Origin of the sequence: Polaribacter aquimarinus, from assembly GCF_003129485.1 — a bacterium.
GTDB lineage: Bacteria > Bacteroidota > Bacteroidia > Flavobacteriales > Flavobacteriaceae > Polaribacter > Polaribacter aquimarinus.
On the sequence record NZ_QFFG01000002.1, the window covers coordinates 553,208 to 567,061 of the forward strand.

The following is a 13,854-nucleotide window of genomic DNA, read 5'->3' on the forward strand; positions in this document are numbered from 1 at the left end:
TACATTACCATACTATTTTATTGATATGAAAAACTTTTTTTCTAATATTAAAGGTGATGCTTTTGGAGGAATTACAGCTGGTATAGTTGCTCTTCCTTTGGCATTAGCTTTTGGTGTTTCCTCAGGATTAGGACCTACTGCAGGACTTTATGGAGCAATTTTTATTAGCTTTTTTGCAGCTCTTTTTGGAGGTACTAATACTCAGATTTCTGGGCCAACAGCTCCAATGACAGCAGTAAGTATGGTTATTATAGCTGGTATTATTGCGACCAATGAAGGAGACATAAATAAAGCATTACCAGCAATTTTAACGGTTTTTTTATTAGCAGGATTATTCCAAATAGGACTTGGTATTTTAGGATTAGGTAGGTATATTAGATATATTCCTTATCCAGTGGTTTCTGGCTTTATGACTGCTATTGGGGTAATTATTATTCTAACTCAGATTTTACCTTCTTTAGGTTATGATGCAAAAAAGGACACTGAATTTGTATCTCAATTTAAACCACAAGCGGAAGAACTTATCTTAGAGAATATTTTAAAAGAAGAAGTTAAAGAAGGAATTTTAGTTTTAGAAAATTTTGAAGAAACTATTAAAAGAGGAAAAATAATCTCTGAAACTCAAATTTTAAATGAATCACAAACTTTGGCTGCAAAAAGTGCTTCAGGTACCATTGGGGCGTTAAGAGTATTGCCAAGAGCAATTAAAAATATAAATTGGTTAGAATTGCTTTTAGCATTAGGAACTATTATTATTATCTACGGATTTAAACGGATAACTACAAAAATTCCAAGCACCTTAGTTGCTCTAATTGCCATGTCTGGAATTGCCTATGGATTTAATTTAAATTATATAACAATTAAAGAAATACCAAGTGTAATACCTCAGATTAAGTGGGAAATATTTTCAGACTTTTCATTAGGTAGTATAACACCCTATATTTTTACAGCATTAACATTATCGCTTTTAGGGGCAATAGATTCATTGCTAACAAGTATTGTAGCAGATAATATGACTAAAACTAAACACAAACCGAATAAAGAATTAATTGGTCAAGGAATTGGAAATAGTATTGCTTCTTTGTTTGGCGGAATACCTGGGGCAGGTGCAACAATTAGAACGGTTGTTAACATTAATGCCGGAGGAAAAACAAGACTTTCTGGAATGATTGCAGGGATAATGTTGTTAATAGTGATGTTGCTTTTTGCAGATATAGCATCTAAAATACCAAATGCAGTATTGGCTGGAATCTTAATTACAGTAGGGATAGGAGTAATGGATTATAAAGGATTAAAAGCAATTCCTTACCTTCCAAAAGATATTAAATTTGGACCTATAAAATTAAGTTCAGAAGTACTTATTATGATAATAGTACTTGTACTATCAACGTTTTGGGATTTAATTTATGCAGTCGGAATAGGTTTAGTTATAGCTTCTTTAATGTTTATGAAAAAAATTGGAGATTTAACTGCAAAAAGATCAGATGTAAAACCATTAAAAGAAGAAGCTTGGGCAGATGAGAAAGATTTTCCTAAAAACTTAACAGAAGAAGTTTTTATAAAACATTTAAAAGGACCTTTGTTTTTTGGTTCTACAAGTGAGTTTCAACAATTATATCAACAAATACCCATTACTGCCTCTTTAGTAATTATGAGGTTAGGAAGAATGCAATATATGGATCAAACAGGTTTATATGCTATGGAAGATATGTTACAAGACTTGAAAACTAAAAATATTGAAGTTCTATTTGTAGACCTCTTAGAACAACCAAAATATATGATGGAAAGAATTGATATTATTCCAGATTTTATTCCCGAAGAACACATTTTTAATACTTTTGATGAGTGTGTTGCTTGGGTAAAACAAAATATAAAAGATAAATTTTAAAATAAAAAATAATGAGAAAAACAGCAATAAATAAAGATGTGCAAGAAGGTTTAACACCTAATGATGTATTACAAGATTTAATGGACGGAAATAGTCGATTTATAAATAATAATTTAGAACAAGTTGCTCATTTAAACTTGGTAAAACAAACTATTACGGGACAATATCCAAAAGCAGTGGTTTTATCTTGTATAGATTCGAGAGTACCTGTAGAACAAGTTTTTGATCAATCTATAGGTGATATTTTTGTAGCTAGAGTTGCGGGTAATTTCGAAAATACAGACATTTTAGGAAGTTTAGAATATTCTTGTGCAGTGGCAGGGAGTAAATTAGTTTTGGTATTAGGCCATGAAAGTTGTGGCGCAGTTAAAGCAGCTTGTGATGGAGTAGAATTAGGAAACATTACTGCAATGCTAGACAATATTATTCCAGCCGTAAAAAAATCATCAGAAGAAGTTAATGGTGAAACAAACTCAACAAACAAAGACTTTGTTGCTAAAACTGTAGAAAACAATGTCTTGTTAACCATAGATAGAATTCGAGAAAAAAGTGGAATTTTACAAGAATTAGAAGATAATGGTGAAATTAAAATTGTTGGCGGAGTATATTCTTTGCAAACAGGTAAAGTAAACTTACTATAATAACTAAAGTTAATAGCGAATAAACAAAAGACCCAAGATTTAAATCTTGGGTCTTTTGTTTATTTTTATATTTACTAAAGTTTATCTGTTTCGATTATTTACTCTAGTCATTCTTCCTTCCCAAGATCTTCCACCAAGTGAAGAAGTGTAATAAACTTTCCTGCCTCTAATACTATTTATCTTAATTTGTAGTTTAGTACCTACTTTAAAAGGAAAATCAGGTAAATTAGTCTCTTTAATAATTAAATTGTATTCACAATCTGATTTCCATTCAATATCTGATTTTATATAGTGCTCTTTGTTGTTATGGTATTCAACATAATCGTTTACTCCAAAGACAACTAAAACATCTTTTTTAGCATATCTATATTTAAATGTACTATTTTTTAGAGATGAACAATCCTTTTTATCAAAAGACATTAGCGCTACTAAGCTGAATAAGAATATTAATTTGTAAACTTTTTTCATAGTGATGGTTGTTTATTTACAAGGCAGCAATTTACAAAAAAAGCTACATAAATTTATATAATATTATCAGGGGTTTTTACCTGTTTTTCTTCTTTAATAATAGATGGAAAAATAGTAGGGGCTATTTTTTTTACAGGTTTGTATAAAATGGATTCTTCTAAAGTTTCTTTTTCTATGAAAGGAATAGAATCATTGATTTTTCCAAAGAAAATAAAAATAACACTTAATACAAGACCTATTTTCATAGCTCCAAAAACACCACCTAAAATTTTATTTAAAACGCCAAGAGAAGCAAAATCTGCTATCTTGGTTAGTGCCTTACCCAACAGAGCAATTATAATGATAATAATAACAAAAGTAGTTGCAAAGGCTACTAAAGTCACATATTTCTCGTCCCAAGATACGGATTCTTTTAGAAAATCTGAAACGAAATAAGAAAAATGAATAGCACCATATACCCCTCCAACTAGAGCTACTAAAGAAGCAACCTCAACAAACAGTCCTTTCATTAAGCCTCTTATAAAACCAAACAATAGTAGTGCAGCTATTATAATATCAAAAATATTCATTAAATAATTTTTTCAAACCTACATCTTTTTTTCAAAAATTAAAAATGTCAGTTGTATATTTACCTCATAAACAAGTAGTATGCCAAAAATAATTAGCCTAAAAGAAAAATGGGATAAATTAGTAAATAAATTAACAGATCAATTTGCTGATGGAGATGAGTTAAACATAGATGCAATTATCTATTTAATTGGGGTTCAAGAATTGGGACAAGCACATAGAGCCTTTAAAAAGGATGAGAAAGTAAACTTAATGCATATCGCTATTTGTAAATTATTAGAACCTTATGGCTATTATGAATTCGATTTTTTTGATGATGATGGTTGGCCGCATTACAGAATACTTACTGAATTACCTAATTTAAAGCCCGGTGAGCAAACAGTTTTAATGAAAGAGGCCATTCTTACCTATTTCGAATCCCTATCTTATTTCGATTAAACTTTGGTACACTTATTGAAAACCTTTTTTAAGAAGATTAAAACCTAATAATCAAATGAAAAAACTACTATTACTTATATTTTTAACATCTGCGTTTTCTTACTCACAATATACTATTCAAGGTACAATGACACCAACTATTAAAAGCGATTGGGTTATCTTATATAAAATTGAGGGAGCTAGACAAAAATTTGTGCAAAACACAAAAATAAAAATAGATTCAGTTTTAATTAAAGGAACAAAACAAGCCATTGGTAATTTTAGTTTTACTTTGCCAAAAGAAACTAAAATTGGTGCTTATAGAGTTACATATCGATTAGAAGGAGCTGGTTTTGTAGATTTCTTTTTTAATAAAGAAAATGTTGGTTTTGGGTTTCACCCAGATTACCCAAATCAATCTGTTGTTTTTTCAGAATCTAAAGAAAATATTTTTTACAAAAGCTATTTAGATTTAATTTCTAAGGCACAACAAACTATAGATTCTATTCAAGTTACTTCGTTAAAAAAGCCAAATCTAGATTTAAAATTAGCCTATCAAGCAGCAATTAAAAAAGTAAAAAGCATTCAAAATAAATATTTAGAAGCCTCTCAAGGAATGTATATACATCCGTTTGTAAAAGCATCGTTTAGAAATAGTTCTTCAGAATTGATTTCTACTCCACAAGAGTATATGAAAAAAATGATTACTACTTTTTTTGATAAAATGGATTTTAATAATAAAGCACTTATGAACTCTTCATTTTTAGTAGATAGAATTACAGACTATGTATTTTATATTAATTATTCTGATGATCCTGAGACACAACAAAAACTTTTTAAAACATCAGTTGATACTGTTTTAACTAAAATAGATAATGTTGTCTTTAAAAAAGATGTTATTGAGTTTTTAATTAGTCAGTTTGAGAATTCTAAAAATTTAGTGCTGATTGATTATCTATTCGAAAAACATTACAATAAACTTCCTGAAGGAGTTCAAAATAAAAAGTTTAAAGAAGAAAAATTAGGGTTGTTAGTTGCCGAAGTTGGTAGAATAGCACCAGATTTTTCATGGAAAGAAAATGGAAAAACTTTTAAATTATCTACCTTAAATGCTGCTGAAAACTACTTAGTAATTTTTTGGAGTACAGGTTGTTCTCATTGTTTGAGAGAAATTCCTCAGATTCATAAATTTTTACAAGGAAATAAAAAAGTAAAAGTGGTTGCTTTCTCTTTAGAAACTAATGATTTTGGTTGGAAAAATTACAAACAAAACTTACCAAATTGGCACCACGTTTTGGGTTTAAATAAGTGGGAAAATAAAATTGCAAGAACTTATAATATTATATCTACACCAAGTTATTTTATGCTCGATGCAAATAAAAAAATTATTGCAAAACCTGATGCTTTAGAAGATGTAAAGAAGTTTATCGAAAAACTTTAAAAATGCAAAAAAGCATCTTCTAAATGCTCAATTTTTGTTTCTTTTTTATTATGTATGATGGCAATAATATCAAAACGGACCTCTACCTCTAAATCTCTTTCTACAACATAATTATCTATGGCAGAAAGTAATAGTTTAATTTTCTTTGGATTTATGAACTCTTCTGGGTTTCCAAAATAATCTGAGGTTCTTGTTTTTACTTCAATTGCCGCTAAAATTTCACCTTTTAGTGCTATAATATCTACTTCCGCTTTTAAATAGCGGTAATTTTTATCAAGAATTATATAGCCTTTTTTAATTAAAAAATCGATGGCTAATTGTTCTCCTTTTTTTCCTAATTCATTATGTTGTGCCATTAGGTGAATTTACAAATTATTGATTACTTTTAAATCAAATTAATTGAAATGAATTTTTATAAAAATCTAATTTCTTTTTTACTCTTTCTTTTTTGTTTTTCTTCAAGTTTTGGTCAAAATAATAATAATAAATATGAGCCTTTTTTAAGTCAAAAAAATCGAATTTTTCCTTTCTTGTTATTCAGTCCAACAGATAATAGTAGTGCTTTTAAAGTGAGTCCTCTTACCGCCAAATCTGCTGGCGGATTTCAATTTAATTCCTATAAAGTTCTGGTAAATTTAAAAGCGAATGTTTTTAAAAAATTATATGCAAAAAACAACTATCAATTAGCGGTTAGCGGGCATATTGATAATCAGTTTGTCTTTCGTGAAGAGAATTCTGCAACCTTTAATGGTGTTACACACTCTCTTTTTAATACTGATTATTTCATCTATTTGCACAACGATTTTGTTTTGAACAAAAACAACTATTTGCGTATCAATTTGTATCACAGATCTTCTCATTTAGGTGATGATTTTTTGCTAAAAAATGGTTACACCACAATTACTAATCCTGATTATTGGAAAGTAGATTCAGCTAATTATGAAACCATTGAAGTTTTATATGCCTATAATCAGGAAAAATTAGGTTTATATGGAGGAGTTTCATACATAATTAGAACAAATAGTAATCGTAAAAAACTAGCTTTTCAAACTGGTGGTGTTTTTAAAAACTTTGAGTCTGAAAGCGAATTTTTAAGTAGAATTTTTATAGGATATGATTTTCGTTTTTTAGAAAACAACAATTTTAATGCAGATTTTAATGGCGGAATTGGGTATGCATTTAAAAACAACAATAGTTTACGTTTTGAATATTACAATGGTCATTTACCATATTCCAGATTAGAAAACGAAGTAAAAACTAGTTGGATTTCCTTAGCTTTTTATTATAATTTGGAGCTATAAAATAATAATTATTCTATTACTTTTTTAACTGTATTGTTAATGTTGTGCTTTCTTCATTTTTTTAACATAAACAGCCTATTTTGTGTAGTTGTTGTATAGGAAACTTATTTAGTTTAAGAGTTTAATTCAGTTACTTTTGAGAATAATCGACTCTCAAAGTAATTTTATGAAATTATCTTCAAATTCAATTCTTAAAAAAACACTCTTTTTATTATTATTATTAATTACTTTTTTTAATACCTCTTCTCAAACCACTGTTGGAAGTGGGAGTTATACAACTAATTACCCAGGAGCAGACTCAGCAGGAAGAAATGGTTTCCCTTCAGGAGCTCCACAAACATCTGGAAATGCAGCTACAAAACCAGTACCAACTAACGATTGGTGGTCTACTCTTATAAAATCTAATCACGCAGATAATTTATTTAATTATCCTATGACAATGAAAACCACAGATAATGGTTTAATTGTTACCTATATTCCTTGGGGGCCAATTGGAGATTCTTCTCCTATTGAAATTGGTTTAGAAAACTTGTCTACTACTAAAACCACAGTTTCCAATTTTTCTGATTGGACAGTTACTATGAATTGGAATGATGGAACTAATGAAATGGAAGCTACTTCAGGTATTGGAATGCCGTTTCTATATTTTTCAAAAAACACAAATGCAACCGTTAAAATTAATATCAAATCTGGAAATGTATCTATTTCTAATGAAATGATAACGATTGAAAACGCTGTAAATGGAGCAGATTTTGTTATTTATGCACCAACTGGAAGCTCTTGGTCTAAATCTGGAACTATTTATTCATCGGTGTTAAATGGAAAAAATTATTGGTCTATGGCAATGTTGCCTCAGTCTACAACCAATGTTAATTCAGTTGCTCAAGAATATAAAAAATACGCCTATGTTTTTCCTACTGAAACAACTACAAATTGGTCTTACAATGCTTCAACATCAAAAGTTACCTCAACATTTGCAGTAACTACAGATGTTAAGGAAGGAAGCAATTCTAATGTATTGTTAGGTTTATTACCCCATCAATGGGCAAATTTGGCAACTAACTCCGCTAATCCTTCAGGATATAGTTATCAAAATGTGAGAGGAGAAATTAAAACTTTAGAGGGTAATGAATTTACCGTTGAAAATACTTTTAGAGGAATTTTACCAACGTTACCTAATTTATCTCAATATAGTAACTCTTTTAAACCTCATGAACTAAATGCTAAAATAGCATCTATAGAAAATGATGGTTTAGCAACATGGACAGATTCTTACAATGAAGGTCAGGTTATGAATAGATTAATTCAAACTGCAAGAATTGCAAATCAGAAAGGAAATATTGTAGCAAGAGATAAAATTATCGCGACAATTAAAGAACGATTAGAAGATTGGTTAAGTTATCAAAATGGAGAAGTTGCATTTTTATTCTATTACAATAATTCATGGTCTACAATGTTGGGGTATCCTGCTGGTCATGGGCAAGATAATAATATTAACGACCATCATTTTCATTGGGGATACTTTATTCATGCAGCAGCTTTTTTAGAACAATTTAAACCTGGTTGGGCTTCTCAATGGGGAGAAATGGTAAATTTACTTATTAGAGACGCAGCATCACCAAATAGAAATGATGACACCTTTCCTTTTTTAAGAAATTTTAGTCCTTATGCAGGACATAGTTGGGCTAATGGTTTTGCAACTTTCCCTCAAGGAAATGACCAAGAATCTACGTCAGAAAGCATGCAATTTGCATCGTCTTTAATTCACTGGGGAACCATCACAGAGAATGATGAAATTAGAGACTTAGGAATTTACATTTACACCACAGAACAAACCGCTATTGAAGAATATTGGTTTGATATGTACAAACGTAATTTTCAATCAAATCAACAATATAGTTTAGTTTCTCGTGTTTGGGGAAATTCTTACGATAATGGTACTTTTTGGACCTCAGACATTACAGCTTCTTATGTTATAGAATTATATCCTATGCATGCTGGTTCTTTGTATTTAGGGCATAATACCAATTATGTACAAACTATTTGGGATGAATTAAAACAATATACAGGAATTTTAAACCCTAATGATACCAATCCTAATTTATGGCACGATACAATTTGGAAATACCTATCCTTTTTAGACCCTGATGAAGCTCTTAATTTATATGATTTAAGCTCAAACAGAACCCTAAAATTTGGAATTTCTGATGCGCAAACTTATCATTGGTTGCACACCATGAAAGCATTAGGTAAAATAGATGCAACCATAACTGCAGATTATCCTATTGCAGCTGTTTTTTCTGATAATGGAACTAAAACCTATGTTGCTCATAATTATTCAGACAATCAAATTACTGTAACTTATTCAGATGGATTTCAACTTACAGTGCCAGCAAATCAAATGGCAACTAACAGAGGAAATGCTATTTCTGGAATAATAGAAGCTGATAAAACGCAAACTAGTATTGGTGGAACTATAAACTTAACTGTAAATACATCAGCAAACGGAATTACAAAAGTAGAATTTTACAATAATGATGTATTATTAGGTGAAGATACTGCTGCTCCATACAATTATTCTGCTGCGAATCTAACTGCTGGTATTTATGGTATGTATGCTAAAATTTATACTTCATCTGGTTTTAATTATACGAATGTTATTAATATTCAAGTTGGAGATCAAAAACCATATAATAATATTGTACACGCTATTCCAGGAATTATTGAGGCAGGTCATTATGATGAGTTTGAAGGTGGTGTTGGTCAAAATATCTCCTATTTTGATGCTTCTGTAAATAATGAAGGTGATTTTAGAACAACAGAATATGTAGATGCTATAACTGTAGCTAATGAAGGAGCCACTGTAGGTTGGATTTCTGCTGGTGAGTGGTTAGAATATACTATTAACGTGCAATCTTCTGGTTGTTATGCTTTAAAAATGCGATTTGCTTCTGGCAACTCAAATGAAGGTGGCCCAATTCATTTTGAAATTGATGGTCAAAAAGTAAGTGATGACATTCGTTTTAATGCAACAGGTGGTTGGAATAATTGGAACTCGAAAACTGTTAATATAGAGCTTACTCAAGGAACTCATATTTTAAAAATGGTAGTAGATCAGGGTGAATTTAATATTGGTAAAATGGAATTTACCACAAATGGTTCTAGTTGTCCTGTAGCACAAGAAAACAGTTTACCTTTTGATTTTGAAACGTTTCCAAAAACATCAGATTTTAATAATTTTGATGGTGGAACAACTACTGTAGAAACAGTAACTTCTCCTCAAAACAATGGAAACTCAAGCACAAATTTGGCTAAAATTGTAAGAAATGGTGGACAACCTTGGGCAGGTTCTTATGTAAATCTTACAAACCCTTTAAACTTCAGCAATAATAAATATATCACTTTAAAAGTTTGGACAGAAGCGCCAATAGGTACTAAAATGCAAATAAAATTAGAGCAACAGAATGGAAATAGTGCATTTGCTTTAGTAACAAATACAACCGTTTCTGGAAATTGGGAAACACTTTTTTGGGATTTTTCTCAATTAGGAGCAAGCCCCTATGATAAATTAGTATTTATGTTTGATATTGATAAAGTTGGTGATGGATCTAATACTTCAACTTTTTACTTTGATGATGTACAACAAACCAACACCTTAAACACTCCAATCTTTTCTATTGATGATACCCGTATTTATCCCAATCCAGTAAAAAACAAATTAGTTATACAGTCTAATAAAAATGAAATTCAAAAAGTTGAAATTTATTCTTTATTAGGGAAAAAACTAAAAGTGATAAATCAAAACTTTAAAGAAATTAATGTTGAAGATCTATCAAGCGGATTGTATTTATTAAAAGTATATTCAGAAAATCAAAGCTTTACAACTAAGATTTTAAAAGAGTAATTTTTTATTTATCCAAAATTCAAACTCAAAACTATTCTTTAAAAATAACTTTTGACTGTTTACTATCACTGCAGATTGACAACTTCACATTTCTACCAAAAATCAAAGCTCTATTGTCTGCTTCATGACCAGCAGGAAAATCAAATAATACAGGAATACTCTCAGGAATCACATCTAAAATCAGTTGCTCTATAGATTTTCCCCATTTGGTGGAATTCTTTTTAATTAAACTCATATCTCCAATAATTACTGCTTTTACATTTTTAAAATATCCAGCTCTTATTAGACTTTGCAACATTCTGTCAATTGAATATTTATATTCGCCAATTTCTTCAATAAAAAGAATTTTACCATCAGTATTTAACTGACTTTTAGAACCTAACATTGAGGTTAAGATTGCTAAATTTCCTCCAATAATTTGCCCTTCAATTTTCTTTGATGATTTTCTATTATATATTGATGAAAAAATTGTATAACTCAAGTTTTCACCAAAAAGTGCATTTTTAAAACTTGAAATGGTTTCAATAATTTCTTCAGGTTTCTCTTCTAAACTGGTTGCCATCATTCCATGAATGCTTTCTACCCCTAAATTATGAATATGGTTGTGAAACGCAGTGATATCAGAATATCCGATAATCCATTTTGGATGTTTTAAAAATTGAGTATAATCTAATTTATCTAAAATACGTACAGAACCATAACCTCCTCTTGCTACCCAAATTGCTTTGATATTAGGGTTATCTAACGCTTTTTGAAAATCATCAGCTCTTTCTGAGTCAGAACCAGCAAAATGATTTCCGTTATTAAACATATTTTTCCCTAAAACCACTTTTAAGCCCCAACTTTCTGCCAGTTTTTTTGCTTCTAAAACAACTGCTTTTCTGCTTGGTTTTAAAATTCCTGCTGGTGCCAAAATTATAATGCTATCTCCTTTTTGTAAATATGTAGGTGTTTTTAGTTTTTCTTGTGCGTTTATTAATGATGATGGCATCATTAAAACAAGAAAGAGTGGTATTAATTTTCTCAAAATGTATCTTTTTTCTAATAATCTAACAATCTTACTATCATCAATGTAAATGTATCTATTTTCAATGGTTTTAAAAAATTGCTTTTTCGTACTTTTGCACTTCAAAAATTAGTCCAAAAAAATTAAAGAAACACCATGAGTGCTCCAAAAAGATATACAATTACAGCTGCTTTACCTTATACTAATGGTCCAATTCATATTGGTCATTTAGCTGGAGTCTATGTTCCTGCAGATATTTATGCACGTTATTTGCGAGGAATTGGTAAAGATGTGGCTTACATCTGTGGTTCTGATGAACACGGAGTTGCCATACCTATGAGAGCTAAAAAAGAAGGGGTTTCTCCTCAAGATATTATTGATAAATATCACGGAATTATCAAAAAATCGTTTGCTGATTTCGGGATTTCTTTTGATAATTATTCAAGAACATCCGCAGAAATTCATCATAAAACTGCTTCAGAATTTTTTACAAATTTGTATGAAAAAGGAGAGTTTGTAGAAGAAATTTCTGCTCAATTATATGATGCTGAAGCAGATCAGTTTTTAGCAGACAGATTTGTGGTAGGAACTTGTCCAAAATGTGGATTTGAAGAAAGTTATGGAGATCAATGTGAAAACTGTGGAACAAGCCATAACGCTACTGATTTAATCAACCCTAAATCTGCAATTACGGGTAATGTGCCAACTGTTAAAGAAACTAAACACTGGTTTTTGCCTTTAGATAAACACGAAGCTTTTTTAAGAGAATGGATTTTAGAAGGGCATAAAAAAGACTGGAAGCCTAATGTTTACGGGCAAGTAAAATCTTGGGTAGAGGACGGATTAAGGCCAAGAGCCGTAACCAGAGATTTAGATTGGGGAATTCCTGTGCCAGTAGAAGGTGCAGAAGGCAAAGTATTATATGTTTGGTTTGATGCTCCTATTGGATATATTTCTTCTACCAAAGAATGGGCAGCAAGAGAAGGAAAAAATTGGGAAGATTATTGGAAAAAAGACAATACTAAAATGGTTCATTTTATAGGGAAAGACAATATTGTTTTTCACTGTATCATTTTTCCAAGTATGTTAAAAGCACATGGTGATTATATACTTCCAGAAAATGTGCCTGCAAACGAATTTTTAAATTTAGAAGGCAATAAATTATCAACGTCTAAAAATTGGGCAGTTTGGTTGCACGAATATTTAGAAGAATTCCCAAATCAACAAGATGTATTGCGTTATACGTTAACTGCAAACGCGCCAGAAAGTAAAGACAACGATTTTACTTGGAAAGACTTTCAAGCAAAAAACAACAACGAATTGGTTGCCATTTTTGGTAATTTTATTAATAGAGTTGTAGTATTAACTAATAAATATTATGACGGAATTGTGCCAACTCCAAATGATTTTACAGAAGTTGACGAAGATGTTTTAGCAGCTGTAAAAGAGTTTCCGAATATTATTGGGAAATCTATTGAAAGATATCGTTTTAGAGAAGCTTCTCAAGAATTAATGAATTTAGCCAGATTAGGAAACAAGTATTTGGCTGATGAAGAACCTTGGAAAGTTATAAAAGTAGATGAAGAACGTACAAAAACAATTATGTATGTTGCCTTACAAATCGCCGCTGCTTTAGCTGTGGTTTCTGAACCTTTTTTACCTTTTACTTCGTCGAAATTAAAAGGCATTTTAAATGTTGATGAAAATCTTTCTTGGGAAAACGTTACAGAAAATGATGTTTTAATTGAAGCTGAGCATCAAATAAATAAAGCAGAATTATTGTTTTCTAAAATAGAAGACAAAACCATTGATGCACAATTGGCTAAATTAGAAGCAACAAAATTAGCTAATGAGCAAGAAAACAAAGTGGTAGAACCTCAAAAAGAAACGATAGAGTTTGATGATTTTACGAAACTAGATATTAGAATTGGTACTATTTTAGGAGCAGAAAAAGTGGCAAAAACTAAGAAGCTTTTAAAACTAAAGGTTGATGTTGGTATAGATACAAGAACTATTGTTTCTGGTATTGCAGAAAGTTTTTCTCCTGAAAATATCATCGGTCAACAGGTTTCTGTTCTAGTAAATCTAGCTCCAAGGAAAATTAGGGGTGTAGAGAGTCAAGGAATGATTTTAATGACAGATACTCCTGATGGAAAATTGGCTTTTGTAGAACCTGAAAAAGCTGTTAAAAATGGGCAAGCTGTGAGTTAATTAAAACGTT

11 protein-coding genes are annotated in these 13,854 nt (G+C 30.4%); 7 read left to right on the forward strand and 4 right to left on the reverse strand.

Translation table 11 applies throughout. The features are described 5' to 3' along the window. Positions 1-25 precede the first annotated feature (25 nt). Both DIS07_RS06015 and DIS07_RS06020 read left to right on the forward strand, forming a co-directional pair. Entirely contained in the window at positions 26-1,888 is a 1,863-nt protein-coding gene (locus DIS07_RS06015) for a SulP family inorganic anion transporter (protein ID WP_109404319.1), read from the forward strand. Between the two features lie 11 nt (positions 1,889-1,899). Beyond that, complete coding sequence (locus tag DIS07_RS06020) at positions 1,900-2,529, forward strand: carbonic anhydrase family protein (protein ID WP_109404320.1); 630 nt, start codon at positions 1,900-1,902, stop codon at positions 2,527-2,529. Between the two features lie 81 nt (positions 2,530-2,610). On the opposite strand, the gene DIS07_RS06025 is transcribed toward DIS07_RS06020, so the two are convergent. After that, entirely contained in the window at positions 2,611-2,997 is a 387-nt protein-coding gene (locus tag DIS07_RS06025) for a hypothetical protein (protein ID WP_109404321.1), read from the reverse strand. A gap of 53 nt (positions 2,998-3,050) precedes the next feature. After that, positions 3,051-3,566 carry a CvpA family protein gene (locus DIS07_RS06030; RefSeq protein ID WP_109404322.1) on the reverse strand — a complete coding sequence of 172 codons (516 nt, stop codon included), beginning with the start codon at positions 3,564-3,566 and terminating at the stop codon, positions 3,051-3,053. 79 nt (positions 3,567-3,645) lie between these two features. Between DIS07_RS06030 and DIS07_RS06035 the strand changes: the two genes are divergently transcribed. After that, positions 3,646-4,002: a hypothetical protein gene (locus DIS07_RS06035; protein WP_109404323.1), complete on the forward strand. Its 357-nt coding sequence runs from the start codon at positions 3,646-3,648 to the stop codon at positions 4,000-4,002. 55 nt (positions 4,003-4,057) lie between these two features. Further along, on the forward strand, positions 4,058-5,422 hold the full coding sequence (locus DIS07_RS06040) for a TlpA family protein disulfide reductase (RefSeq protein WP_109404324.1): 1,365 nt from the start codon (positions 4,058-4,060) through the stop codon (positions 5,420-5,422). Here DIS07_RS06040 and DIS07_RS06045 read toward each other — a convergent pair. After that, a complete protein-coding gene (locus DIS07_RS06045; protein WP_109404325.1) occupies positions 5,419-5,778 on the reverse strand; it encodes a YraN family protein in 360 nt (119 codons plus the stop codon). The two genes, DIS07_RS06040 and DIS07_RS06045, sit on opposite strands and share 4 nt — an antisense overlap. Before the next feature lie 48 nt (positions 5,779-5,826). Between DIS07_RS06045 and DIS07_RS06050 the strand changes: the two genes are divergently transcribed. Together DIS07_RS06050 and DIS07_RS06055 are read left to right on the forward strand one after the other, a co-directional pair. Further along, entirely contained in the window at positions 5,827-6,723 is an 897-nt protein-coding gene (locus DIS07_RS06050; RefSeq protein ID WP_109404326.1) for a DUF1207 domain-containing protein, read from the forward strand. 166 nt (positions 6,724-6,889) lie between these two features. Further along, positions 6,890-10,627, forward strand: a complete 3,738-nt coding sequence (locus tag DIS07_RS06055) for a glycosyl hydrolase (RefSeq protein ID WP_109404327.1) — start codon at positions 6,890-6,892, stop codon at positions 10,625-10,627. Between the two features lie 31 nt (positions 10,628-10,658). On the opposite strand, the gene DIS07_RS06060 is transcribed toward DIS07_RS06055, so the two are convergent. After that, positions 10,659-11,654: a S66 peptidase family protein gene (locus DIS07_RS06060; protein WP_449421194.1), complete on the reverse strand. Its 996-nt coding sequence runs from the start codon at positions 11,652-11,654 to the stop codon at positions 10,659-10,661. Between the two features lie 135 nt (positions 11,655-11,789). Here DIS07_RS06060 and metG point away from each other — a divergent pair, with 135 nt between their 5' ends. Then, a complete protein-coding gene (gene metG, locus DIS07_RS06065; RefSeq protein ID WP_109404328.1) occupies positions 11,790-13,844 on the forward strand; it encodes a methionine--tRNA ligase in 2,055 nt (684 codons plus the stop codon). Positions 13,845-13,854 lie beyond the last annotated feature (10 nt).